Origin of the sequence: Streptomyces sp. NBC_01320 (assembly GCF_035974375.1) — a bacterium.
GTDB classification, from domain to species: Bacteria; Actinomycetota; Actinomycetes; order Streptomycetales; family Streptomycetaceae; genus Streptomyces; species Streptomyces yanii.
In genome coordinates this window covers 7,457,495-7,482,839 of record NZ_CP108390.1, presented here as the reverse complement: position 1 = coordinate 7,482,839, position 25,345 = coordinate 7,457,495, and the positions used below count along the sequence as shown (strand labels likewise).

Sequence of the window (25,345 nt, the reverse complement as noted above, 5' to 3'; positions counted from 1 at the left end):
GCATCATGGGAAAGAGCGATGAAGAAGCGAGCGCCTTCCGCGCCCTCGCCGACCCGACGAGGCGCCAGATCCTGGAGGACCTGCGGGGCGGCGAACTGGCGGCCGCGGAGATCTCGGGCCGGTTCGCGATCAGCGCGCCGTCGATCTCCCGCCACCTCGGCGTGCTGAAGGGCGCCGGGCTGGTCACCGAACGGCGCGACGGCAACCGCATCCTCTACTCCCTGGCCGAGGACCGGCTGGCGACCAGCATCGGACGGTTCCTCAGCGCCGTCTGCCCCGAGCAGATCGTCCTGCGCCACACCGCGTGGCGGTCCGCCACGGAAACAGAAGGCGGCCCGTCATGAAGCAGCCCCGGATCTCCAGCGTCATCGAACGCCGTCTGCTCGTGAACTACCGGGTCGACCCGGCCGCCGCAGCCCGCCAACTGCCGGGTCACCTGCGCCCCCAGCTGGTACGCGGCCACGCCGTCGCCGGCATCTGCCTCCTGCGCCTCGGCTCCACCCGCCCCTCCTGGGCGCCCCCGGCGGTGGGCCTGCGCAGCGAGAACGCCGCGCATCGCATCTCCGTCGAGTGGGACGGCCCTGACGGCGTCGAGACCGGCGTCTACATCACGCGCCGCGACACCGCCTCACTGCTCAACTCCCTTGCGGGCGGCCGCATCTTCCCCGGAGAGCACGGCCGCGCCGACTTCACGGTCCACGAGACGCCGGACGAGCTGCGGGTGGCGCTCGCCTCGCGGGACGGCGAGGTGCGGGTGGACGTCACCGCCGAGGTCACCGACGAGCTGCGGGGCAGCGCACTCTTCGCCGACCTGCAGGAAGCCTCGGACTTCTTCCGCGCAGGGGCCAGAGGACTCTCCCCGGCGGGCTCGGGCCGCCGCCTCGACGCCATGGAACTGGACACGGACGCCTGGCGGGTGGAGGCAGGACGGGTCCGTGCCGCACAGTCGTCGTTCTTCGACGACCCGGACCGCTTCCCGCCCGGCACCGCGGCGCTGGACAGCGTCCTGGTCATGCGGAACGTCACCGCCCACTGGCGCCCGCTCCCGGCCCCGGCTGCCGCCCATCGGTGACGAGCAGCACCATCGACCCGTCGTACCCCTCTCGGTAACGTGCGAGTTCCCAAAAGGAACCCAACTCGTGCGAGGTGAATGCGATGATGGGCGCCATGAGTTCTGTCCCCGCCGACCCCACCGTGCTGAACCCGATGCCCGGCCAGCCCCGGGTCGTGCAGCTGAAGCCCCTGGTGAAGTCCGAACTGATCGAGGTCGGCGACTACTCGTACTACGACGACCCCGACGACGCGACCGCTTTCGAGACCCGCAACGTGCTGTACCACTACGGCCCCGAGAAGCTCGTCATCGGGAAGTTCTGCGCGCTGGGGACCGGAGTGCGGTTCCTCATGAACGGCGCCAACCACCGGATGGACGGCCCCTCCACCTTCCCGTTCCCCACCATGGGCGGCTCCTGGGCCGAGCACTTCGATCTGCTGACCGGGCTGCCCGGCCGGGGTGACACGGTCGTCGGCAACGACGTCTGGTTCGGCTACAACTCCATGGTGATGCCAGGCGTACGGATCGGGCACGGCGCGATCATCGGCGCGGGCGCGGTCGTCACCGGTGACGTGCCCGACTACGGCATCGTCGGCGGCAATCCGGCCAAACTGATCCGTACCCGGTACGACGAAAAAACCATTGCCCGGCTTCTCGCCGTCGCCTGGTGGGACTGGCCCACCGAGCACCTCACCCGACACATCCGCACCATCATGTCCGGCAGCGTCGACGACCTCGAAGCGGTTGCCCCGGAGGGGACATCGTGACGATCACCGTTCGAGAGCTCACCTACTACCCGGTCAAGGGCTGCGCCGGCACCACGGTCGATTCCGCGCAGGTCCTGGGTACCGGCCTCGAACACGACCGGACGTTCATGGTGGTGGACGCGGCGGACGGCGCCTTCCGCAGCCAGCGCACGCATTCCTCGATGGCCGCGATCAGCGTCGAAGTACTGGAAGCCGGGGCGGCGTTGGCGCTGTCTGCCCAGGGCGTCGAACCGCTCCGCCTGAAGGTCGACCGAGACGGCCCGCGCCGCGAGGTCAGCATGTTCGACCGCCCGCTCGGGGCGGCCGCCGACCAGGGGGACGAGGTCGCGGAATGGTTCTCCGACGCGCTCGGAGCCAAGTCCCGCCTGGTACGGGTGGCCCCCGGCTTCGACCGGGACGGCTGGGGCGAGACCCCCGGCAAGGTCAACTTCGCCGACGCCCACGCGGTGCTGGTCGCCTCGACGGCCTCCCTGGACGGCCTCAACGCCCGCATCACCGCCCGGGGCGACGCCGCGCCCGTCCCGATGGACCGCTTCCGCGCCAACATCGTCCTGACCGGCAACGACGAACCGCACTTCGAGGACCAAGCACGCCGGATGATCCTCGGTTCCGTGGAACTCGCCCATTCGGTACGGGCGATGCGGTGCAACGTCCCGCTCGTCGACCAGCGCACCGGCCGCCGCGCGGGCCCGGAACCGGTCCGGACCCTTGCGACGTACCGGCGCGAGCCGGAGTACAGGAACAAGGTGAGCTTCGGCGCGAAGAACGCGGTGGTCCGCGAGGGCGTGGTGACCGTCGGGGACACGGTCGAGGTCGCGGAGTGGCTCAGCCGGTGAAGGCCCCCGCCTTCACCCCGGGAACGTTCGCACCCCTCTCCCCCTCCCGCTGGGCCTCCACCAACACGTCGCCCACGTCCGTACGGAAGTACAGGACCGACCGCCCGGCCCGTCGACGGCCGGCCAGGCCGCTGTCCAGCAACACCTTGAGGTGGCGGCCCACCGACCCCAGTCCCTGGCCGGTCAGGGCCACCAGCTGAGTGGTGCTCTTCGGGCTGGAGAGGAGGACAAGGACCGTCGCCCGTGCGGGGCCGAGCAGGCGGCCAAGGCTGTCGGGCACCCGCGCCCGCCCCGGCTCGGCCAGGGCGCCCGAACACGGGTAGACGACGGCGTACCGCTCGGCGTCGTCGTCCCAGGAGACCCAGCCGGAACGTTGGGTGACCGGGACGAAGAACAGGCGCACGCCGGACAGTTGCTTCGGCGGGTAGTCGTGCGCGTTGATCTGGAGCCGGCTCCCGCCGAGCCACCGCATGCCCGGACGCAGACCGCTCAGGGCGGCGGCCCAGCCGCCGTGGCTCAGCTGTCCGGTGCGCGCGACAATGTCCGCCTCGATGATCCGGCGGCGGCGCGGCCAGTCCGGCAGTACGGTCCGGTGCCAGACCCAGTGCAGGACGTCGGCGGAGCGTTGCGCCAGGTCGTCGCGGTCCAGGAGGGCCGGCAGCGGAGCGCCGCCGAGGGACACCACCAGATCCGCTCGGGCGCGCTCGGACGTGGTCGCCCGGACGGGGGCCAGCTCCTCCTCGAAGGACGGCGCGCCCTCGCCCATCGGTGTGGGGGTGATGAAGTCCGCGTTCCAGCTCCCGCCGAGAGCCGCGGGTACGAGGCGGGCGGCGACCGGATCAGCGGCCTGCCGGGCCCGGTAGCCGGACAGATGGGCGTCGAGCCAGGCCCGTTCGCCGGGGTGCTCGGCCCGTCCCCTTTCCAGTGCGTTCAGGGCGGAGATGGCCTCGGCGAGCGGCGAGACGACGAACCGGCTCCCCGCGAGCGTGTCCGTGTTGATCTGCCACAGGCCCATGACGTTTCGCCTCCCCGCGAAACATTAACGGTCGCCGTGGTCGGCCTCTGAGACTCCCCTCATGCGCACCTACCGGGAACTCTTCCGCGCGCCGCAGTTCGGGCCGCTCTTCGCGACCAGTGCCGTACAGGTCGCGGGGTCGACGATGAGCGGGCTGGCCCTCGGCACCCTCGTCTACGCCGCGACCGACTCGCCGCTGCTCGCCGCCCTGTCCATGTTCGGCTCCTCGCTCGCCCAGGTGATCGGAGCGACCGTGCTGATGTCGGCGGCGGACCGGCTGCCGCCACGGGCCGCGATGACCGGCATGGCGCTCGCCTTCGGGCTGGCCACCGCCACCCTGGCCGTCCCCGGGCTTCCGCTGGCGGTCGTCTTCGCGATCGTCCTGACCGAGGGTGTGGTCGCCGCCGTGGGAGGCGGGGTGCGGTACGGGCTGCTCAATGAGGTGCTGCCCAAGGACGGCTATCTGTTGGGGCGTTCCGTACTCAACATGTGCGTCGGCCTGATGCAGATCGGTGGGTTCGCGCTCGGTGGTCTGCTGGTGACGACGCTGTCCGCGCGCGGCACGCTGCTGGTCGCCGCCGCTCTGTATCTGACCGGTGCGGCCGTGGCCCGGTTCGGGCTGGCCCGCCGTCCGCCGCGCGCCGCGGGGCGGCCGTCGGTCGCCGAGACGTGGCGGACCAACGCCGTTCTGTGGTCGTCCGGACCCCGCCGCCGGGTCTACCTCGCGCTCTGGGTGCCGAACGGGCTGATCGTCGGCTGCGAGTCGCTGTTCGTCCCGTACGCCCCTGAGCACGCGGGGCTGCTCTTCGCCTGTGCCGCGCTCGGGATGCTCATCGGGGACACCGTGGCGGGCCGGTTCGTCGCACAGCGCCGGCGGGGGCGGCTGGCCATGCCGATGCTGCTGCTCCTGGCGGTCCCGTATCTGTTCTTCGCCGCGCGTCCGGCGCTGCCGCTCGCATTCGCTCTGGCCGCGCTCGCCTCGGTCGGGTTCTCGGCGAGTCTGATGCTCCAGGAGCGGCTGATGGCCCTGACCCCGGACGAGATCACCGGTCAGGCCCTCGGACTGCACTCCTCCGGCATGCTCACCATGCAGGGTGTCGCGGCCGCGCTCGCGGGCGCCGTCGCCCAGCGGACCTCACCGGGGACGGCGATGACCGTGATGGCGGGAGCCTCGCTCGCGGTCACTCTGGCCCTGGCCGCGGCCGGGCGCCGAACCCCCGAGCCGGTCGAAGGAGGCCCCGTCCCCCGGCAAGGAGTCAGTGCGACGTGAGGACGTACTCCAGCAACGGCAGCTCTCGGCCGGGGATGGACCCCGACGGGGTCGCCCCGATCCGTACCGCGCCCATCGCGAGGTAGAACGGCTCCGCGTTCGGGTCGGCGTCGATGGTGAGGCATGCGAAGCCGAGGCGGCGGGCCTCCGTCATGGTGTGCTCGAACAGGAGTCGGCCGATGCCACGGCCCAGCGCGTCCGGGGCGACGAACATCATGCCGAGGGCACCTTCGGGCGGGGTGCCGTCCAGAGTGGTGAAGCCCAGGACGCGGCCGTCCTCCTCGGCGACGGCGGTGCGGCGGCGGTCGATGTCGGCCGGGTGCATGGTGAGTTCGTCGCGGCAGGCGGCGAGGAACGCCTCGTCGTAACCCCAGTGACCCTTCGATGCCAGGGCCAGCTCGGTCAGCGCCTCGGCCTCGGACCTGCGTGCCGGTCGTACGTTCATGTCCGCCCGCTCCCCTTCCCTCTTCCCGCTGCCCTCGGCAGTGCCCGAGCGCTCGTTCAGCTTCGACTACCCCGCCCCGGCCCCGAAGTGGGGCTTCAGCTTCGACGACGCGGAGCGGGTGGCGCTGCGGCTGCCGAAGCTGGAAGCGCTGCACGCGTGAAGCGGTGCGGGGTCCGGACGGCGGCCGGAGCCCGCACCGCACCGGGTGAATCAGTCGAAGATCGGGCCCTGGGTCCGGGTCCGCTTGATCTCGTAGAAGCCGGGGACCGATGCCACCAGCAGCGTGCCGTCCCACAGCTTCGCCGCGTCCTCACCCTTCGGGGCGGGGGTGACCACCGGGCCGAAGAAGGCGATCTGCTCGCCGTCGGAGCCGGGCACGGCGATGACCGGCGTGCCGACGTCCTGGCCGACCTTGTCGATGCCCTCCTTGTGGGAGGCGCGCAGCTCGGCGTCGTACGCGTCCGAGTCGGCGTACTCCGCGAGCTCGGCCGGCAGGCCGACGTCCCCCAGCGCTCCCACGATCGCCTCGCGGGTGGGACCCTCGCCCTGGTTGTGGAAGCGGGTGCCGAGCGCGGTGTACAGCGGGCCGACGATGTCGTCGCCGTGCTTCTGCTGGGCGGCGATGACGACGCGAACCGGGCCCCACGCCTTCGTCTCGAGCAGGTCGCGGTACTCCTCCGACAGCTCGTCGAGCTTGTCCTCGTTGAGGACGGCGAGGCTCATCACGTGCCAGCGGACCTCGACGTCGCGGACCTTCTCCACCTCCAGCATCCAGCGGGAGGTCATCCAGGCCCAGGGGCAGAGCGGGTCGAACCAGAAATCGGCGGGGGTCTTCCCATGCACCGCGCTGTTCTCAGACATGTCTCTCCTCAAGAGGCAATCGCATCTGTGCGCGAGAACACCACCGACCGTCCCCGTCATTCCCGGCGACCGGGGCCGGAACGCGCGTGGGAGGATCAAAGCATTCGAACGTGACACAAAGGAGTGCACCTGTGCCCGGTCAGAACCTGTCCCGCGACGAGGCCCACGAGCGGGCCGAACTGCTGACCGTCGACGGATACGACGTCGTGCTCGACGTGCGTTCCGCGATCGACGAGGCCGACGGCGACGCCGTGGACGGCGGCGGGGAGCAGCCGGCCGAACCGCGAACCTTCCGCTCGGTGACCACGATCCGGTTCCGCTCCGCGCGGGAGGGGGCGTCGACCTTCGCCGACCTGCTGGCGCCGAGCGTGACGTCGGTGACCCTGAACGGGCAGGCGCTCGACCCCGCGGTCGTCTTCGACGGGACGCGGGTGGCGCTGAATGACCTGCCGGAGGGCGAGAACGTCCTGGTCGTCGACGCGCAGTGCGCGTACAGCCGGACCGGCGAGGGCATGCACCGGTTCGTCGACCCGGAGGACGGCGAGGTCTACCTCTACACGCAGTACGAGCCCGCCGACGCGCGGCGCGTCTTCGCGAACTTCGAGCAGCCCGACCTGAAGGCACCCTTCCGCTTCGAGGTGACCGCGCCCGAGGCCTGGACGGTCTGGAGCAACGGGGCGGAGGAGTCCCGGGACGGCGGGGTCTGGCGGTTCGCCGAGACGAAGCCGATCTCCACGTACATCACGGCGGTCGTCGCCGGCCCGTACCACTATGTGACGGACTCCTACAGCCGCACGTTCGACGACGGCACGACGCTGGACATCCCGCTCGGCGCCCTCTGCCGCAAGGGGCTCGCCCGGCACTTCGACGCGGACGACATCTTCCTCGTCACCAAGCAGGGCCTGGACTTCTTCCACGACAACTTCGACTACCCGTACCCGTTCGGCAAGTACGACCAGGCGTTCGTGCCCGAGTACAACCTCGGTGCGATGGAGAACCCGGGCTGTGTCACGTTCCGCGAGGAGTACATCTTCCGCGGCAAGGTGACACAGGCGTCGTACGAGAGCCGGGCGAACGTCATCCTGCACGAGATGGCGCACATGTGGTTCGGCGACCTCGTCACCATGCAGTGGTGGGACGACCTGTGGCTGAAGGAGTCGTTCGCCGACTTCATGGGCGCGTTCTCCATGGTGGAGTCGACCCGCTTCAAGAACGGCTGGATCACCTTCGCCAACAACCGCAAGTCCTGGGCGTACCGGGCCGACCAGCTGCCGTCCACGCACCCGATCACGGCCGACATCCGTGACCTGGAGGACGCCAAGCTGAACTTCGACGGCATCACCTATGCCAAGGGCGCCTCCGTACTGAAGCAGCTGGTGGCGTACGCGGGGCGGGACGCGTTCCTGGAGGGCGCCCGGCGCTACTTCAAGAAGCACGCGTACGGGAACACACAGCTGGGCGACCTGCTGTCGGTGCTGGCCGAGACGTCCGGGCGGGACATGGTCACCTGGTCGAGGTCGTGGCTGCAGACGGCGGGCGTGAACTCGCTGACGCCGGTGGTGACGTATGACGCGGCGGACCGGGTGACGGAGCTGGCGGTGCTCCAGGAGGCGGTCGAGTCGCACCCGGAGCTGCGGCCGCACCGGGTCGCGGTCGGTCTGTACCGGCGCAGGACCAACGGCGCCCTGGTGCGGTACGCGCGCGCCGAGGTGGACGTGGCGGGGGCGCGCACGGTGGTCGAGGCGCTGGCCGGGGCCGAGCGGCCCGAGCTGATCCTGGTCAACGACGACGACCTCACGTACTGCAAGGTCCGCTTCGACGAGGCCTCTCTCGACACGCTGCGCGCGCATCTCGGTGACATCACCGACCCGCTGGCGCGGGCGCTGTGCTGGTCCGCGCTGTGGAACCTGACGCGGGACGGGCTGATGCCGGCCCGCGACTTCATCTCGCTCGTGCTGGACTTCTCCGGCCAGGAGTCCGACATCGGCGTCCTGCAGATGCTGCACGCCTGGACCCGCACCGCACTCGTCCACTATGCCGCCCCCGGGTGGCGCGAGGAGGGCGGCCGGGCGCTGGCCGCAGGCGCGCTGCGGGAGCTGCGGATCGCCGAGCCGGGGAGCGAGCACCAGCTGGCGTGGGCGCGGTTCTTCGCGACGGTCGCGGACTCTGACGCGGACTTCCAGCTGCTGTCCTCGCTGCTGGGGGCGTCCGCGCGGATCGACGGTCTTGAGGTCGACCAGGAGCTGCGGTGGGCGTTCCTGTCCCCGCTGGCCGCACACGGGGTCGCCGACGAGTCGGTGATCAATGCCGAACTGGCCCGGGACGACACGGCGTCCGGCAAGCGGCACCAGGTGCGGTGCCTGGCCTCCCGGCCGTCGGCGGCGGTCAAGGCGCAGGCGTGGGCGGCGGTGGTGGAGTCGGACGCGCTGTCCAACGCACTGGTGGAGGCGACGATCGCGGGGTTCGAGCAGCCGTCGCAGCGGGAGTTGCTGGCGCCGTACACGGCTCGGTACTTCGAGGCGATCGAGCGGGTGTGGGCCGAGCGGTCGATCCAGATCGGGATGGCTGTGGTGAGGGGGCTGTTCCCGGCGCTGCAGGACGACGAGCCGACGCTGGCGGCCACGGATGCGTGGCTGGAGGCGCACGCGGACTCGGCGCCCGCGCTGCGGCGGCTGGTGCTGGAGGCCCGGGACGATCTGGCTCGGGCGTTGCGGGCGCAGGCGTGTGACGCGGGGGCCGGCGGCCGGTTCTGAGCGCGCCCCGCGCCGGACGGGGCCGGGGACGTCGGGGGCGGGATCGTGCCTTTTCGGTTGTCGAACTCCCGTACTTCAGGGCGGACTTGTCCTGAATCGTCGACGGGCGTGTAACAGGGGTTAGCCGCACGACCGCGTGCGGCATACCCCGGAACATGACCCAGAACACCCCGCTCTCCTCGCACCCCATCCGCCTCTCCGCCCACGTGGAGCAACGCGTGCTCTCCGTCGAGGAGTTGAAGGCTCACGGGGTATCTCCCGCCCGCGCCGCCGCGCAGTGCCGGGGCGGTGGCCCGTGGCAACAGCCGCTGCCCGGTGTCTATGTGCTGCACCCGGGGCCACCCGATGGCGAGGAGCGGCTGCGGTCCGCCCTGCTGTACGCCGGACGGCGGCGCGGCGCGGCGGAGACCGGGTACGGCGAAGGCATGGTCACCGGGCTTGCCGCGCTCACCCTGTACGGTTTCTCCGCCGCGCCGCCGCTGGGCTCGCTCGACCGGATCGACGTGCTGGTGCCCCGTACCCGGCGGCTGCGGTCCGCCCGGTACGCGCACCTGGTGCGGACGGCCGAACTGCCCAGCCCGGTCCGGCTCGCCGGGCTGCCGGTGGCGCCCGTGGCGCGGGCGCTCGCGGACGCGGTCGCCGGGATCGGGGACGCCTCCACCGCACGCAGGCTGCTCGCCGAGGCGGTCCGCGCCGGGCATTGCGAGCCGGCCGCGGTGGTACGGGAGTTGAGCCGCGCCAAGCTCCTGGGCCGGGCCTATGTCCTGCACACCGTGGACTCGTTGCTCGCCGAGGGGCGGGCGTCGGCGGAGTGCCGGTTGTACGAGATGGTGCGGACGTACGACCTGCCGGAGCCGATGTGGAACGTGGACCTCGGACTGCCGGGCGGGCCGCATCTGGGCGGGGTGGACGCCTACTGGCCGAACGAGGCGGTCGCCGTCGAGCTCGACACCAGGGCGCCCCGGCACAGCGCGCTCGACGACGACCGGCACCAGGAAGAGCGTGCCGCCGAGGGCACAGAGTGGTCCGCGTACACCGCCGGGCGGGAGCGGCTGGAGCGGCTCGGAGTCACCGTCGTCCACCTCACACCGAAGAGGCTCCAAGAAGCACCGGAGCAGCAAGCGGTCGTGGTGCGTACCGCACTGATGGCGGCCGCCGACCGTGACCCCGCAGCGAATCTGGTCATTCTGCCCCGGTGATACGGGAATTATCGCCGGGTTCGTCCCTCATGACGCATCAGCCCCATTGGCGGATGTGCGCCACGGCGGCAACTCGCCCACGCCAACCCTCCACAAACCCCTGCCATTTACGAAAGGCTGAGCGGTCATCCGGTACCGAATTCCGGACTTTCTCTTTCACATACAGGGATGCTGATGACCTCCGAATCCCCCAGTTCCATACCCGGGGCGAGACGCGTCGCCCGAGTCGCGGCCGCTGCCGGTCTGGTGGCCGCACTGGCCGCCTCCGGCGCCGCACCGGTCTTCGCCGCCGACGACCCGGCCACCGCCCCCGTCAAGGCAGCCGCCGACAGCGACAAGCTCGGTGCGGCCGATGCCGATCTTCTGACCGAGGCACAGGCCAAGGGCGAGAAGAACATCACCATGATGGTCGCCACCGCGCCCGGTGCGACCGAGCAGGTCACCAAGCAACTGGACGCCGTCAAGGGGTCTGTGCTGGGCCGTACGTACGACAAGCTCGGCTACGTCCGCGTGACCGTACCGACCGCGACCGCCGAGGCGACCATCAAGGCGGCCTCGAAGCTGACGTCCGTCCAGGGCATTGATCTCAAGCAGGAGATCATGCTCGACGACCCGACGCCCTCGGGCGACCGGGCCGCCGGGGCGACGACGACGTCCACGGGCACCTACCCGGCGCCCAGCAGCAGGACGCCGGCGAAGAACCCGTACAACCCGTCCTTCGAGACGGGTGCGGTCGACTTCGTGAAGGAGCACCCGAAGGCCGACGGCCGCGGCGTGACCATCGGCATCCTGGACTCGGGTGTCGACCTCGGTCACCCGGCGCTCCAGAAGACCACCACCGGCGAGCGCAAGATCGTCGACTGGGTGACGGCCACCGACCCGGTCAGCGACAGCGACCGCACCTGGCTGCGGATGACCGCCTCGGTGACCGGCCCGACCTTCACCATCGGCGGCCGCACCTACTCGGCGCCGGACGGCTCGTACAAGATCCAGCTCTTCTCCGAGGACGCCACCAAGGGTGGCGACATGGCCGGAGACCTGAACCGGGACGGCGACACCACCGACGTCTGGGCCGTGCTCTACGACCCGGTCGCCGGCACCGTCCGCGTCGACCTGAACAACGACGCGGACTTCAGAGACGACGCCGTCATGAAGCCGTACAAGGACGGCCACCAGGTCGGCTACTTCGGCAAGGACGATCCGGCGACCGATGTCGTCGAGCGCATCCCGTTCGTCGTCGAGACCCGCAAGGACGTCGTGTACAACGCGGCCGGCGACAAGGCCGACTACGTCAACATCGGTGTCATCGAGAGCGAGCACGGCACCCACGTCGCCGGCATCACCGCCGCCAACGGGCTGTTCGGCGGCAAGATGAACGGCGCCGCGCCCGGCGCGAAGATCGTCTCCTCGCGCGCCTGCACCTGGACCGGCGGCTGCACCAACATCGCGCTCACCGAGGGCATGACCGACCTCGTCGTGAACCGCGGTGTCGATGTCGTCAACATGTCGATCGGTGGCCTGCCGCCGCTCAACGACGGCAACAACGCCCGCGCGAGGATCTACAAGCGGCTCATCGACATGTACGGCGTCCAACTGGTCATCTCGGCCGGGAACAACGGCCCGGGTGTCAACACCATCGGTGACCCCGGCCTCGCCGATCACGTCATCTCCGTCGGTGCGTCCGTCTCCAAGGAGACGTGGGCCGCCAACTACGGCTCGAACGTCACCAAGAAGTACGACATGATGCCGTTCTCCTCGCGCGGTCCGCGTGAGGACGGCGGCTTCACGCCGACCCTGACGGCCCCGGGTGCCGCGATCAACAGCACCCAGACCTGGCTGCCCGGCGGCCCGGTCAAGGAGGCGGGCTACGACCTGCCGGCCGGTTACTCCATGCTGCAGGGCACCTCGATGGCCTCGCCGCAGGCCGCCGGTGCGACCGCACTGCTGCTGTCCGCCGCGAAGCAGCAGCACATCGAGCTGCCCCCGGCCGACCTGCGCACCGCACTGACCAGCAGCGCCACGCACATCGAGGGTGTGCCCGCGCACGCTCAGGGTGCCGGTCTGATCAACATCGTCGATGCCTGGAAGCTGATCGCGAAGCAGGGCGCCCCGGCGCACGAGTACTCCGTGAAGGCCCCGGTCGACACGGCGATCGACTTCGCGCTGGAGACCCCCGGCTTCGGTACCGGCCTGTACGACCGCGAGGGCGGCCTCAAGGCCGGCCAGACGAAGTCGTACGACGTCACGATCACCCGCACCACGGGCCCGGACAAGGCCGTCACGCACCAGCTGTCCTGGAAGAACAACGACGGCACCTTCGCGCTCACCGGCAGCAGTGCCGTCTCGCTGCCGCTGGGCAAGCCGGTGACCGTCAAGGTCCGGGCGAAGCCGGGCAGCGCGGGCGTGCACAGCGCGATCCTGCAGGTCGATGACGCGAAGACCACCGGTGTGGACCAGCAGATCCTCGCCACGGTCGTCGTCTCCAACGACCTGGTGAAGCCGGGTTACGCGTTCACGGCATCCGGCTCGGTACAGCGCAACGGCACCACGTCGTACTTCGTGAACGTTCCGGAGGGCGCCAAGACCCTTGAGGTCGCGATGAGCGCCCTGCGCTCGGGCAGCCAGACGCGGTTCATCTCCATCCACCCGTACGGGGTGCAGATGGAGAACAGCGGAACGCCGTTCTGCTACCCGAACTACGACAACCCGGCCAACACCTGCCGCCCCGACGTGCGCTCGTACGCCGACCCGCAGGCCGGTGTCTGGGAGATCGAGGTCGAGGCACGGCGTACGTCGCCGCTGCTGGACAACCCGTTCACGCTCGATGTCTCCCTGCTCGGCGCGTCCTTCGACCCGGCCGTGCAGACTCTGCCGGAGGCGAAGATCGGCACGCCGACCGCGGTGAACTGGACCGTCACCAACGGTGCGGGCGACCTGGAGGGCAAGCTCAAGGGCGGCTCGCTGGGCTCGGCCAAGGTCGCCACCCCGTCGATCAAGACGAAGGACAAGCAGGTCACCACCGTCACCATCGGTGAGGGCGTCGAGAAATTGGACGTCGCCATCGGCGGCACCTCGGACGCCAACGCCGACCTGGACCTGTACGTCTTCGACGCAGCAGGCAAGCAGGTCGGCGCCTCCACGAGCGCGGGCTCGGAGGAAGCGGTCAGCCTGGTGAAGCCCGCCGCGGGTACGTACACGATCCAGGTCGACGGCTACTCGGTCCCGGCCGGGACCACCACGTACAACTACCGCGACGTGTACTATGCCCCGTCGCTCGGCACGCTCAAGGTCGACGAGTCAAAGGCCGTGAACCTGGCCAACGGCGCCTCGGCGCAGGTCGGCGCCGACGTCGTGGTCGCCGGTGCGGCTCCCGAGGGACGTCAGTTCTTCGGCGAGGTTCAGCTGGTGAACAGCCGCGGCACCGCGGCGGGCACCGGCAGCGTCGTGATCGAGAAGGTCACGCCGTAGCGGTTGCTGTGCAGTGATACCGAGAGGGGGCGGGCGCCGGCAGGGGCGCCCGCCCTTTCCCGTGCCCCCTGCGCGCTCAGCCGCGGCCCGGGCAGGTGCCGGAGCGGGCCTCCGGCAGGGCGGCCGACATCCGCTCCCAGGCCGCGACCCGGTCCGCCCCTGCCCAGCGCGCACACCAGGGTCACCACCGAGGCGGCCAGGGCGAGCGGCCCGCGCCGCACCCACCGGGACCGCCGCTCCGGACGCGCACCCTCCGCCGTTTCGCCCTTTTCCTGCTTTTCTCAGCACGGACTGCCTCCCCTGGAGCGTGTTTCCCCTGTGACGCCGGGGCGCCGCGAAACGTTCGATTCCCGCTCGCTGTCCGTCTGCCGGACAATGGATTGGACAAGGAAGCCGTGGACATACGCATCATGGAGCGGCAACCGCGCCAGTTCGTACGTTTGAAGGAGTCCCTGTGAAGGTCGGAATCGTCGGCGCCACCGGTCAGGTCGGCACAGTCATGCGCAGGATCCTGGCCGAGCGGAAGTTCCCGACCGACGAGCTGCGGCTCTTCGCCTCCGCGCGCTCCGCAGGTTCCACGATCGAGTGGGAAGGCCAGGAGATCACCGTCGAGGACGCCTCCACCGCGGACTACACGGGTCTGGACATCGTCCTGTTCTCCGCCGGTGGCGCGACCTCCAAGGCGCTCGCCGAGAAGGTCGCCTCCCAGGGCGCCGTCGTGATCGACAACTCCTCCGCATGGCGCAAGGACCCCGAGGTCCCGCTGGTCGTCTCCGAGGTCAACGCTCACGCGATCAAGAACCGCCCCAAGGGCATCATCGCGAACCCGAACTGCACCACGATGGCTGCGATGCCCGTGCTGCGCCCGCTGCACGACGAGGCCGGTCTCGACGCGCTCGTCGTCGCCAGCTACCAGGCGGTCTCCGGCTCCGGTGTGGCCGGGGTCGCCGAGCTGCACGGGCAGGCGTCCAAGGTGATCGCCGACGCCGACAAGCTCACCCACGACGGCGGCGCCGTCGAGTTCCCCGAGCCGGCCGTCTACAAGCGGCCGATCGCCTTCAACGTGCTGCCACTGGCCGGCTCGATCGTCGACGACGGCTCGTTCGAGACCGACGAGGAGCAGAAGCTCCGCAACGAGTCCCGCAAGATCCTGGAGATCCCGGAGCTCAAGGTGTCCGGTACCTGCGTCCGGGTCCCGGTCTTCTCCGGCCACTCCCTCCAGATCAACGCCCGCTTCGCCCGCCCGATCAGCGTCGAGCGCGCCTACGAGCTGCTGAAGGACGCCGAGGGCGTCGAGCTCTCGGAGATCCCGACCCCGCTCCAGGCGGCCGGCCAGGACGTGTCGTACGTGGGCCGCATCCGGGCCGACGAGACCGTGGAGAACGGTCTGGCGCTCTTCGTCTCCGGCGACAACCTGCGCAAGGGCGCGGCGCTGAACGCGGTACAGATCGCGGAGCTCGTCGCGGCGGAGCTGAACGGCTGACGCGTCGCACGGAAGAAGGTATCGGCGGGCGCCCGGCCGGGCGCCCGCCGATACCTTTACCGCCCCCTCCCCCTTCAGCCCCGCGGCCTGCGGACCTCGAAGTGGAAGCAGCCGTACTCGACGGCCCTGACGTGCACCAGCGCCACCTCCGGGTCGGCGAACGCCTCCGCGAACGCCTCGTCGAAGCCGCGCCACGGGTCGGCGGGGATCTCCAGCAGACGGCCGCCGACGATGTGGCCGTCCGCGTTGTAGCGGCGGACCGTGCGCAGCGCGCCGACCCGCGCGAACGGATAGCCGTCCCGGTCCGCCGCAGGGCCCTCGCACTCCTCGGCGTGGATGTAGACGGGGCCCTGCTCGTCGTACGCCCCGGGCCTGGCCCAGGTCGCGGCCGCCCAGCGGCGCAGCGGCGCGTACGAGACGAGGGCGATCCGCTCCCCCGGCTCGACGCCCCGCAGACAGCAGCGCAGCGGGCTGCCGCCTTCCCGCTCGGTGTACGGGACGCAGGGACGGCCCGCGTCGTCGGTGTCGCGGAGCTCCTTGAGGACAGCAGGTTCGATGGGACGTGCCTCGTAGCCGGTCATGGTTCGAGCGTCGCGCGTGGCACCGCCGGTGTCCGGCGGAAAACGGACATAGCGTTGCGTGCGCTCCGCGTGGAAGGATGGCCGGGAAACATCACATATCAAGGAGATGACCGGGTGCCTGGCACGAATCTGACCCGCGAAGAGGCACAGGAGCGGGCGCGCCTGCTGACCGTGGACGCGTACGAGATCGATCTCGACCTCTCCGGCGCACAGGAGGGCGGCACCTACCGGTCCGTCACCACGGTGCGCTTCGACTCCGCCGAAGCCGGTGCGGAGACCTTCATCGACCTGGTCGCCCCGGCCGTGCACGAGGTCGAGCTGAACGGCAAGGCCCTCGACGTCGCCGCCGTCTTCCGCGACTCGCGGATCGCACTGCCCCACCTGCACGCGGGCTCCAACGTGCTGCGGGTCGTCGCGGACTGCGCGTACACCAACACCGGCGAGGGCCTTCACCGCTTCGTCGACCCGGTCGACCAGCAGGCGTACCTGTACACGCAGTTCGAGGTGCCGGACGCCCGCCGGGTGTTCGCGAGCTTCGAGCAGCCCGACCTGAAGGCGACCTTCCAGTTCACCGTGAAGGCGCCGACGGGCTGGACGGTCATCTCGAACTCCGCCACCCCGGAGCCCAAGGACGACGTCTGGGTCTTCGAGCCGACGCCGCGCATCTCGACGTACATCACGGCCCTGATCGTCGGCCCGTACCACGCGGTGCACAGCAGCTACCAGAAGGACGGCCAGTCCGTTCCGCTCGGCATCTACTGCCGTCCCTCGCTCGCCGAGTTCCTCGACGCCGACGCGATCTTCGACGTCACACGGCAGGGCTTCGACTGGTTCCAGGAGAAGTTCGACTACGCGTACCCGTTCGCCAAGTACGACCAGCTGTTCGTACCGGAGTTCAACGCGGGCGCGATGGAGAACGCGGGTGCGGTCACCATCCGCGACCAGTACGTGTTCCGCTCGAAGGTGACGGACGCGGCGTACGAGCGGCGCGCGGAGACCATCCTGCACGAGCTGGCGCACATGTGGTTCGGCGACCTCGTCACCATGGAGTGGTGGAACGACCTGTGGCTGAACGAGTCGTTCGCCACGTACACCTCGGTCGCGTGCCAGGCGTACGCGGAGGGCTCGAAGTGGCCGAACTCCTGGACCACGTTCGCCAACTCCGAGAAGACCTGGGCCTACCGCCAGGACCAGCTGCCGTCCACGCACCCGATCATGGCGGACATCCGTGACCTGGACGACGTGCTGGTCAACTTCGACGGGATCACGTACGCCAAGGGCGCCTCGGTCCTGAAGCAGCTGGTGGCGTACGTCGGCATGGACGAGTTCTTCAAGGGCGTCCAGGCGTACTTCAAGGCGCACGCGTTCGGCAACACCCGGCTGTCCGACCTGCTGGGCGCGCTGGAGGAGACCTCCGGCCGTGACCTGAAGACCTGGTCGAAGGCGTGGCTGGAGACGGCGGGCATCAACATCCTGCGCCCGGAGGTCGTCACGGACGGGAACGGCCACGTCACGTCGTTCACCGTCCTTCAGGAGGCCCCGGCGCTGCCCGCCGGCGCCAAGGGCGAGCCGACGCTGCGCCCGCACCGGATCGCGATCGGCTGCTACGACCTCGACGAGGCCGGAAAGCTGGTCCGTACGAACCGGATCGAGCTGGACGTCGACGGCGAGCGCACCGCCGTCCCGTACCCGGCGAACACCGCCCGTCCGGCGGTCATCCTCCTCAACGACGACGACCTGTCGTACGCGAAGGTCCGCCTCGACGAGGAGTCCCTGCGGGTCGTCACCGAGCACCTCGGCGACTTCACCGAGTCGCTGCCGCGCGCCCTGTGCTGGGCCTCCGCCTGGGACATGACGCGTGACGGCGAACTGGCCACGCGCGACTACCTTTCGCTCGTCCTGTCCGGCATCGGCAAGGAGTCGGACATCGGCGTCGTCCAGTCGCTGCACCGTCAGGTGAAGCTGGCCCTGGACCTGTACGCGGCGCCGGAGTCCCGCGAGGCGGCACTGGCGCACTGGACGGAGGCGACGCTCGCCCACCTGCGCGCCGCTGAGCCCGGCAGCGACCACCAGCTCGCCTGGGCCCACGCACTCGCGGCAACGGCCCGCAACCCGCAGCAGCTCGACCTGCTCCAGGCGCTGCTCAACGGCACGGAGACGGTCGAGGGCCTCGCCGTCGACACCGAGCTGCGCTGGGCATTCGTCGAGCGACTTGCCGCGGTCGGCCTGCTGGACGAGGACGAGATCGCCGCCGAGTACGAGCGCGACAAGACGGCCGCCGGCGAACGCCACGCGGCGACCGCCCGCGCGGGACGCCCCACGGCCGAGGCGAAGGCGGAGGCATGGGCCTCGGTCGTCGAGTCGGACAAGCTCCCGAACGCCGTCCAGGAGGCGGTCATCGGCGGCTTCGTCCAGACCGACCAGCGCGAGCTGCTGGCCCCGTACACCGAGAAGTTCTTCGCAGCGGTGAAGGACGTCTGGGACTCGCGCAGCCATGAGATGGCCCAGCAGATCGCCGTCGGCCTCTACCCGTCCCTCCAGGTCTCGCAGGAGACCCTGGACGCAACGGACGCCTGGCTGAACTCGGCAAAGCCGAGCGCGGCACTGCACCGGCTGATCTCCGAGTCGCGGGCAGGCGTGGAGCGCGCGCTGAAGGCCCAGGCGGCGGACGCGGCGGCGGCTACCGCGTAGCAGTAACAGCAGCAGCTGAGCAGTGGGGGGCGCTTCCTTCGGGGAGCGCCCCCTTTGCGTGCCTCTTTCGCGTCCCCCAGAAGACATTCAGCCAGTAAGAGTGCCCGGTGGGCTTACGTTCCTTGATCCCTGCGGTATGAACCTGTGCGTGCGGTATCCACAGGGCGGTGGGCTGCCCTCCGGGTCAATACACCCAGTGCCCCTCCCGGCACTGGCCGGCGCTGGGCGCCTTTCACGTTCGTCACACGCGAGTGGTGTGCTGGTCCAGGATGGCCCGCAGTCGGTCGACGTCTCCGGCCTCATGCACACCCCGCTTGGGCAGGACACTGAGCCACATGATGTTGGGGTCCCGGCTGAGCAGGACGAAGTGGCCGGCCGTCTCCCGATAGCCCTGGAAGACGGACCACTTCTGGACCAACGTGCTGTGGTCGCTGCGGCAGGTGATCCCGGCCGGAGACACGGTGACGCGGTACTCGCCCTGCCATCCGGTGATCCGCTGCACGTTCGCGGCCTGTAGCCGCGGGTACCCCCACACCACCAGGACGACGAACAAGACCAGAACGGTCGAGACCACATCGGTACTCCCACGGCCCACGGCGGAGAGCAGCCACTGCCCTATCCACAGTGCGAGGAACACGCCCTTCAGCACCAGCCCGGTCCGCTTGATCCGCTCGCGGACCCGCAGGCCGACCAGTGTGTCGGCCTTCTGGGGCAGATACACCAACTGGACCGCAGTCTGTTCGTCCACGACGTCGGCGGAGGTTTCCGCGCCGTTGTCGGTGTCTTCGGCGCTGCGGCCCTCGGCCATGATTCCTCCCCGGTACGACGACCTGCGGATCCTACCGAACGTCAGTGCTGGGGCGGACGGCCGCCGTGACGGGGCAGGTGGCGGTCGAGTATGCCGCGCAGCCGGTCGCTGTCGTCCCTGCCCATGGCGCGCTTCGGCAGATAGTGCACGACGAGCAGGTACGGCGCGGGCGTCAGCAGGACGAATCCGGCGGTGGTCTCCACGTACCCGCCGAGGCTCCGCCAGCCCCGGCGCGTCTCCATGTGCGTGCCCGCGAAGCTCACAGCGTCGTCGGAGTCGGCGACGGTCACGGTCCAGGGCCCCAGCGGGGTGCCCATCCTGGCATGCCTCGTTGCCAGGACGCCCGTCCTGGCAACGAGGCCGAACAGGCTGATGAGGAAGGCGATTCCCGCGGCCAGGACGCTGTCGGCGAGCAGCCACACCGCCGCTGCGAAGAGCACCGGCGAGAGCAGGCCTTGCAGCCGGCCCTTGATCCCCCGTATCCGCCCGCGTGCGTGGAACGCGTCGGACCAGTCCGGCTGCCCCAGCTCATATCTCAGCTCGACAACGGCACCTGCCACTGTGCCCGGCCCCTCTGTCACGACCCCTCCCGATGCTGCTCGGCGACGAGCCGTGATCGTAGCGGGCAGGCGACCCTCGGCCCAGGTCGAGGACCGCCGGCCCCTACGACACCGCGAGTTCAACCTCAGAGCCTGTCGGGTGACCTTCGATCGGATAGCGGACGCGGTCTGGTGCGTGCGATTCCAAGGCGGCGGGATGTCCTCGAATGGGGTCTCCCCTGCTCGAACGAAGCTGAGAGCCTGGGGAAGGAGCTACTAGGACATTTCGGCAACGCGGGAAGCGTGCGTGCCAGGGCGTGGCCGCCCGATCAGAGGTCACCCGACAGGCTCTCAGTGGGCTGCCCCGCAGAATTGAGCGCCCTGGATGAAAACCGCCCGGCGGACGGGCGCCGTTGCGCAGCCGTTCGCCGGGCGGGAGTGGTGGGGTGTCGGGTCGTCAGGTGCGGACGGGCGGCGTGAAGCCCGCCCGGCGGCCCCGGACCGGGTCCGGGGCGCGCCCCCTGTGAGCGGTTACGCGCCCGACTCCTCGTAGCGGGCGGCCAGTTCGGCAGCGCCCGATTCCGTGAGCGTGCCGTGCAGGCGCATGCGGGCCACGCCGCCGTCCGGGAAGGCGTCGAGGCGGACGTGGGTGACCACAGCCTGGGCGCGGAGGGGGAAGCGGTGGAGGGTGTCGGGCTGAAGCTCGGTGCGGGGGATGATGTCGAACCATTCACCCGTCTCGCCGTTGCGACCCCGGAGGGCGATCCAGCCGGCCGCGTTGCCCTTGAGGTAGGCCGTGTCGATCTCGACCGCGCGGACCGCGCCCTGGGCGACCAGGCGGAAGCGGACCCAGTCGTTCGTGTCGCGTACGCGGCGGCGGCGGTTCTCCCAGCCGTCGTCCATCTTGCGGGAGGTGCCGGGCAGGATGATCTGGGTCGGTGAGGAGTAGAAGCGGTCCGAGGCGTCCTCGTACGCACCGCCGTTGAGCACCGCGATCAGATCGATCGTGCCGAGGGTCGCCAGCCACGTGGGGTCGGGGAGGACCTCGCCATGGACGCGGAGTCGGGCTATGCCCCCGTCGGGGTGCTGGCAGAGGCGGATGTGGGTGTAGCGGCGGCCGCCGGTGATCTCGAACCCGTTGGCGGCGTGGCCGCGTACGGGGGTCGGCGGGACGATCTCCTCCCATTTCACGTCGTCGGCGAGGAGTTCGGAGGGGCTGGGTGATCCCTCGACCGTCGTCGCCTGGATCGAGACGCGCTGCGGGTAGTTGCCGCGGAAGTGTGCGGTGTCGACGACGATGCCGCGGATGATGCCGGGGGCGCCGAGGCGGACGAGGGCCCAGTCGTGGTCCTCGGGCGCGGGGAAGGGGTGTGCGGCGTCGGTGCCGCGGCGGCGGCGGGTCTCCCAGCCGTCCATGATCTTTCCCTTGTGCCCGAAGTGCTCGGGGTCGAACACGGCGCGCTCGCGGATCAGCAGGTTCTCGCGCTCGGCGAAGAACTCGTCGTTCGCGGCGATCACACCCGCACCGAGACGGCGGTCGGCGAGGTCCACCAGATCGGTGAAGGGGAAGTCGCAGGCCCGGTAGTCGGCGTAGGGGTCGCCTCCGCCGTACGGGGCCGCGTCGTTGGCGTGGGGGTCGTTGGCCGTGGCCGTGGTCTCGCTCGCGTCGAAGGTCATGTGGGTAACTGTCGCGCCGAATGAACCATCAGGTCCATCGAAAGTTTTCGCACAATTCCTTCAGGTCAGCTGAATGTTTCCGCGCGGGCCGCGCTGACCTGTTCGAGCGCGGCCAGGACCCGCGCCACCGCCGGGCCCTCCTCCGCCCCCTGCCGTACCGCCGCCACCACATGGCGCCTGGGCAGGTCCGCCTCCAGAACGCGCATCACCACACCCTTGCGGCGTTCCGCCGATGCCATCCGCGGGATCAGGGCGACACCCATGTGCGCCTCGACCATGGCGAGGATCGCGGTCCACCCGGAGGCGCTGTGCGCCTGCTCCGGCACGAACCCGGCCGCCTCGCACGCGGCCGTGGTGATCTCCGACCAGGGGCCCGAGCCGCCGAAGATCCACGGTTCGGCGGCGAGGTCGGCCAGCCGGAGCCCTGGGGCGTCCGCGAGCCGGTGACCGGTCGGGAGGGCGACGTCGAGCGGGTCGGTCAGCAGGGGGAGGAGGGTGAAGCGGGGGTCGTGGGCGGTCGGTGCGTGCGCGGCGAGGGAGAGCGCGAGGTCGACGTCGCCGGCCGAAAGGAGTTCGTACGCCTCCGCGGCCTCCGCCTCCCGTACCCGTACGGACGGTCCCGGCCGGTCGTCGGCGCGCAGGAGCCGGACCGCCGGCACGACGAGGGCGGGCACGGCGGTCGAGAAGGCACCGACCCGCACCTCCCCCGCCTCGCCCCGCAGGTAGCCGGTCAATTCGGCGTCGGCGCGTTCCAGCTGGGCGAAGACCGCTTCGGCGTGGCGGAGTACGAGATGTGCGGCATCGGTGAGCCGGACGCGTCGGCCCTGCGCTTCCAGCAGGGGTACGCCGAGCTGCTTGGCCAGGTTGGAGAGCTGCTGGGACACCGCGGAGGGGGTCATCAGCAGCGCCTCGGCCGTCGCCGTGACGGTCCCGCGCTCGCTCAGCGTGCGCAGAATCCGGAGCTTCTTGATGTCCCACTCGGTCATGTCCGCACATTATCCGCCGCCGCGGACCCGGCCCGTCCGGCCCTCAGCGCCACTCCGCCGGAACGCACACAACAGGGCGCCTCGACGTGACTTACGCACGTCGAGGCGCCCTGGGACAGCGCTGGTGGAGCTACGCAGTTCTGGCGCTGCGCAACCGGAGGGTCAGGCCTGCTTCTTGGACTTGTCCAGGAGCATGACCAGGCCCGCGATGATCACGAACAGAGCGATGGGGGCCACGACGTAGAGGCCGATCGTCTCGATCGCGCTCAGGCCGGGGCCCGGGTCGTCACCGTCGTCACGGGTCAGCGCAAGCGCGGGGGACGACATGAGCAGCATCATCAGCGTCGTACCGGCCGCCACGGCGCCGGCGCGCATTGCGTTCTTCTTGTCCACGGTACAAACGTAGCGAACGCCTAGGAGCGGCGCGCGCCCGGGGGTGCCGTACGGGGACATGGGCGACCGTTCTCGGGGTCGAGGGCCTCCATCAGGCGGTGCAGACGAGGGGACGCGGCGAGCTCCTCCAGGGTGACCGGGTGGCCCTCCGCGTCGGCGATGGGCAGCCGCCAGTTGGGGTACTGGTCCCAGGTACCCGGCAGGTTCTGCGGGCGGCGGTCCCCGACCGTGTCCGGGAGCCAGATCCCGGCCATGCGGGCGGGAGTGCGCAGCAGGAAGCGGTGGACGGCCCGGACCGCGCCCTCCTCGTCGCCCTCGCCCTCCGGGAACAGTCCGAGTCGGGCGAGCAGGGCGAGCCATTCGGCGGTGTCGGTGGCGTCCTCGGTCCGTTCCTGCTCCAGGGTGCGGGTGAGCAGGCCGAGGCGGTGGCGGAGCGTCACATGGTCGCCGGTCAGCCGGGCGGCGGTGGACGGCAGGTCGTGGGTGGTGGCGGTGGCCAGGCATCCCTCACGCCAGTCCTGCGGGGGCAGCGGGCGGCCGGTGCCCGCCCAGTCGCGCTCGAACCAGAGCACGGACGTGCCGAGCACTCCGCGCCGGGCGAGCGCTTCGCGTACGCCGGGTTCGACCGTGCCGAGATCCTCCCCTATGACGACCGCACCGGCCAGGTGCGCCTCAAGGGCGAGGACAGCGAGCATCGCCTCGGCGTCATGACTGACGTAGGTGCCCTCGGTCGGCGGTTTTCCCTCGGGAACCCACCAGAGCCGGAACAGCCCCATGACGTGGTCGATGCGGAGCGCGCCCGCGTGGGCGAGGAGACCGCGGAGCAGTCCGCGGTACGGGGCGTAGCCGGACGCGGCGAGGACGTCGGGTCGCCACGGGGGCAGCCCCCAGTCCTGGCCGCGCGCGTTGAACGCGTCCGGGGGTGCGCCGACCGACATGCCGTGCGCGAAGGCGTCCTGCTGCGCCCAGGCGTCGGCGCCGCCGGGGTGCACGCCGACGGCGAGGTCGTGGACGATACCGACCGCCATCCCGGCGTCCCGCGCGGCGCTCTGGGCGGCGCCGAGCTGGGTGTCGGTCAGCCAGGCGAGCCGGCAGTGGAAGTCGACCCGGTCGAGGAGCTCGCCGCGGGCGCGGGCGGTCTGCGCGGAGCGGGGGTCGCGCAGCGCGGGCGGCCAGGCGTGCCAGTCGGAGCCGTGCACCTCGGCGAGGGCGCACCACAGGGCGTGGTCCTCCAGGGCCTGCCCCTGCTCGGCGAGGAAGTCGCAGTAGGCGGCGCGGCGGCCGGGGGTCAGCGGGACCTCCGCCACGAGTGCGAGAGCCTGGCGCTTGAGTTCCCAGACGGCGTCCCGGTCGATCAGGGCGCCCTTGTCCAGGACCGCTTCGCTGAGGGCTTCGGCACTTTGCCGCAGGTCGTCGAGGGCGGCCCGGTCCCGCACGTGCCCGTACTCCGGGATCGACTCGATGTGCAGATGGACGGGGTCGGGGAAGCGGCGCGAGGAGGGGCGGTACGGGGACGGGTCGGTGGGTCTGCCCGGTACAGCGGCGTGCAACGGGTTGACCTGGACGAACCCGGCGCCGAGGGTCCGGCCCGACCAGGCGGCGAGATCGGCGAGGTCGCCGAGATCGCCCATGCCCCAGGAGCGGCCGGAGAGCAGGGAGTAGAGCTGAACGAGGAAGCCATGGGTGCGCCGGGGCGGCTGGGGCACCCGGGCGGGGGCGACGATCAGAGTGGTGGTGGCGGACCGGCCGTGCTGGGTGCGCACGGTCAACCGGTGGACGCCGAGCGGGGGTTCGGCCCACCAGGCCGGGGTGGCGGTGCTCACCGCGGAAACGGCCGGATCCGGCTGTCCGCCCGGCACCCTCATCCGTGGCGGCCGGGGCGATCCGGCGGCTCCCTCGGGCTCGATGTCCAGTGTTGTGCCGGGGCGCAGTGCGGTCAGGGCGGGCGGCAGGGGCTCCCCGGTCCACACCACGAGCGTCGGCGGGAGCAGCCGGGAGGCGGCCGCCGACTCGGCGGCGGCGAGTGATTCCCGTACCGCTTCGGGTGTGGCGGCGTCCACGCCCAGGGCGGCGAGCACGGTGATCACCGTGTCGTCGGGGACGGTCACCGTGACATCGGCGGACGGGGAGTAGGAGGTGGCGACACCGTGCAGTGCGGCGAGCCGGGACAGGCCCATTCAGACTCCTGGGGACTCCGTGCCCCCCGCGGTGCCGGGGGCGGTCGGCTCGCTGGTCAGTGGGGCGACGACGGCGAGCGGCGGCTCGCTCGTCAAAGGGGTGGCTGCGGCGAGCGGCGGCTCGCTCGTGAGAGGAACGGCTGCGGCGAGCGGCGGCTCGCTCGTGAGGGGTATGGCGTCGGCGTACGCGGGTTCGCCGGTGAGCGGGCCGGGACCCGGTACCTGTTTGGACAGGGCGGAGAGCAGAAGCTGCGCGGCAGCGGGCATGGCGGCCTCCTGGCCGTGGACAAGTGGACACAGCAGGCCTACCCAGCGGGCGCGACCGCAGACATAGGCACTACAACA

At 70.8% G+C, this 25,345-nt stretch carries 22 protein-coding genes; 11 read left to right on the top strand and 11 right to left on the bottom strand.

Going from position 1 to position 25,345, the window contains the following annotated elements; translation table 11 throughout:
* Positions 1 to 5: 5 nt before the first annotated feature.
* From OG395_RS34005 to OG395_RS33990, 4 genes are all read left to right on the top strand, one after another.
* Entirely contained in the window at positions 6 to 344 is a 339-nt protein-coding gene (locus OG395_RS34005; protein WP_327246340.1) for a metalloregulator ArsR/SmtB family transcription factor, read from the top strand.
* Positions 341 to 1,072: a DUF2071 domain-containing protein gene (locus OG395_RS34000; RefSeq protein ID WP_327246339.1), complete on the top strand. Its 732-nt coding sequence runs from the start codon at positions 341 to 343 to the stop codon at positions 1,070 to 1,072. Before OG395_RS34005 ends, OG395_RS34000 begins: the two co-directional genes overlap by 4 nt.
* 95 nt (positions 1,073 to 1,167) lie before the next feature.
* Entirely contained in the window at positions 1,168 to 1,818 is a 651-nt protein-coding gene (locus OG395_RS33995) for a CatB-related O-acetyltransferase (protein ID WP_327246338.1), read from the top strand.
* On the top strand, positions 1,815 to 2,654 hold the full coding sequence (locus tag OG395_RS33990; RefSeq protein WP_327246337.1) for an MOSC domain-containing protein: 840 nt from the start codon (positions 1,815 to 1,817) through the stop codon (positions 2,652 to 2,654). Before OG395_RS33995 ends, OG395_RS33990 begins: the two co-directional genes overlap by 4 nt.
* Here the strand turns inward: OG395_RS33990 and OG395_RS33985 are convergent.
* Positions 2,644 to 3,669, bottom strand: a complete 1,026-nt coding sequence (locus OG395_RS33985) for an ArsR/SmtB family transcription factor (RefSeq protein ID WP_327246336.1) — start codon at positions 3,667 to 3,669, stop codon at positions 2,644 to 2,646. The two genes, OG395_RS33990 and OG395_RS33985, sit on opposite strands and share 11 nt — an antisense overlap.
* 61 nt (positions 3,670 to 3,730) lie before the next feature.
* Between OG395_RS33985 and OG395_RS33980 the strand changes: the two genes are divergently transcribed.
* Positions 3,731 to 4,939, top strand: a complete 1,209-nt coding sequence (locus OG395_RS33980) for an MFS transporter (protein ID WP_327246335.1) — start codon at positions 3,731 to 3,733, stop codon at positions 4,937 to 4,939.
* Here OG395_RS33980 and OG395_RS33975 read toward each other — a convergent pair.
* Positions 4,926 to 5,384, bottom strand: coding sequence for a GNAT family N-acetyltransferase (locus OG395_RS33975; RefSeq protein ID WP_327246334.1), 459 nt, complete (start codon positions 5,382 to 5,384; stop codon positions 4,926 to 4,928). The two genes, OG395_RS33980 and OG395_RS33975, sit on opposite strands and share 14 nt — an antisense overlap.
* Between OG395_RS33975 and OG395_RS33970 the strand changes: the two genes are divergently transcribed.
* On the top strand, positions 5,383 to 5,544 hold the full coding sequence (locus OG395_RS33970) for a hypothetical protein (protein WP_327246333.1): 162 nt from the start codon (positions 5,383 to 5,385) through the stop codon (positions 5,542 to 5,544). The two genes, OG395_RS33975 and OG395_RS33970, sit on opposite strands and share 2 nt — an antisense overlap.
* A gap of 50 nt (positions 5,545 to 5,594) precedes the next feature.
* Here OG395_RS33970 and OG395_RS33965 read toward each other — a convergent pair whose 3' ends face one another.
* A complete protein-coding gene (locus tag OG395_RS33965) occupies positions 5,595 to 6,245 on the bottom strand; it encodes a mycothiol-dependent nitroreductase Rv2466c family protein (RefSeq protein ID WP_327246332.1) in 651 nt (216 codons plus the stop codon).
* Between the two features lie 131 nt (positions 6,246 to 6,376).
* Here OG395_RS33965 and pepN (OG395_RS33960) point away from each other — a divergent pair, with 131 nt between their 5' ends.
* The 4 genes from pepN (OG395_RS33960) (at position 6,377) to OG395_RS33945 (ending at position 15,148) form a co-directional block, all read left to right on the top strand.
* Complete coding sequence (gene pepN, locus OG395_RS33960; protein WP_327246331.1) at positions 6,377 to 8,998, top strand: aminopeptidase N; 2,622 nt, start codon at positions 6,377 to 6,379, stop codon at positions 8,996 to 8,998.
* 155 nt (positions 8,999 to 9,153) lie between these two features.
* Positions 9,154 to 10,197, top strand: a complete 1,044-nt coding sequence (locus OG395_RS33955) for a hypothetical protein (protein WP_327246330.1) — start codon at positions 9,154 to 9,156, stop codon at positions 10,195 to 10,197.
* A 168-nt stretch (positions 10,198 to 10,365) separates the two neighbouring features.
* The gene (locus OG395_RS33950) at positions 10,366 to 13,665 is read left to right on the top strand and encodes a S8 family serine peptidase (protein WP_327246329.1); all 3,300 of its coding nucleotides are present in this window, start codon (positions 10,366 to 10,368) and stop codon (positions 13,663 to 13,665) included.
* Positions 13,666 to 14,119: 454 nt separating this feature from the next.
* Positions 14,120 to 15,148: an aspartate-semialdehyde dehydrogenase gene (locus tag OG395_RS33945; protein WP_327246328.1), complete on the top strand. Its 1,029-nt coding sequence runs from the start codon at positions 14,120 to 14,122 to the stop codon at positions 15,146 to 15,148.
* 74 nt (positions 15,149 to 15,222) lie between these two features.
* On the opposite strand, the gene OG395_RS33940 is transcribed toward OG395_RS33945, so the two are convergent.
* Positions 15,223 to 15,729, bottom strand: coding sequence for a DUF1203 domain-containing protein (locus OG395_RS33940; RefSeq protein WP_327246327.1), 507 nt, complete (start codon positions 15,727 to 15,729; stop codon positions 15,223 to 15,225).
* Positions 15,730 to 15,843: 114 nt separating this feature from the next.
* On the opposite strand from OG395_RS33940, the gene pepN (OG395_RS33935) reads away from it, so the two are divergent.
* Positions 15,844 to 18,420 (top strand): aminopeptidase N, encoded by a 2,577-nt coding sequence (gene pepN, locus OG395_RS33935; protein WP_327246326.1) that lies wholly within the window; start codon positions 15,844 to 15,846, stop codon positions 18,418 to 18,420.
* A 241-nt stretch (positions 18,421 to 18,661) separates the two neighbouring features.
* Here the strand turns inward: pepN (OG395_RS33935) and OG395_RS33930 are convergent, their stop codons facing one another.
* The 7 genes from OG395_RS33930 to OG395_RS33900 form a co-directional block, all read right to left on the bottom strand.
* The gene (locus OG395_RS33930; protein ID WP_327246325.1) at positions 18,662 to 19,228 is read right to left on the bottom strand and encodes a YcxB family protein; all 567 of its coding nucleotides are present in this window, start codon (positions 19,226 to 19,228) and stop codon (positions 18,662 to 18,664) included.
* Positions 19,229 to 19,269: 41 nt separating this feature from the next.
* A complete protein-coding gene (locus OG395_RS33925; protein WP_327246324.1) occupies positions 19,270 to 19,809 on the bottom strand; it encodes a hypothetical protein in 540 nt (179 codons plus the stop codon).
* Positions 19,810 to 20,298: 489 nt separating this feature from the next.
* Positions 20,299 to 21,444, bottom strand: coding sequence for an allantoicase (gene alc, locus OG395_RS33920; RefSeq protein ID WP_327246323.1), 1,146 nt, complete (start codon positions 21,442 to 21,444; stop codon positions 20,299 to 20,301).
* 65 nt (positions 21,445 to 21,509) lie between these two features.
* Complete coding sequence (locus OG395_RS33915) at positions 21,510 to 22,430, bottom strand: LysR substrate-binding domain-containing protein (RefSeq protein WP_327246322.1); 921 nt, start codon at positions 22,428 to 22,430, stop codon at positions 21,510 to 21,512.
* A 162-nt stretch (positions 22,431 to 22,592) separates the two neighbouring features.
* Positions 22,593 to 22,823: a hypothetical protein gene (locus OG395_RS33910; RefSeq protein ID WP_327246321.1), complete on the bottom strand. Its 231-nt coding sequence runs from the start codon at positions 22,821 to 22,823 to the stop codon at positions 22,593 to 22,595.
* A 20-nt stretch (positions 22,824 to 22,843) separates the two neighbouring features.
* On the bottom strand, positions 22,844 to 25,000 hold the full coding sequence (malQ, locus tag OG395_RS33905) for a 4-alpha-glucanotransferase (RefSeq protein ID WP_327246320.1): 2,157 nt from the start codon (positions 24,998 to 25,000) through the stop codon (positions 22,844 to 22,846).
* Positions 25,001 to 25,267, bottom strand: coding sequence for a hypothetical protein (locus tag OG395_RS33900; protein WP_327246319.1), 267 nt, complete (start codon positions 25,265 to 25,267; stop codon positions 25,001 to 25,003).
* Between the last annotated feature and the right edge of the window lie 78 nt (positions 25,268 to 25,345).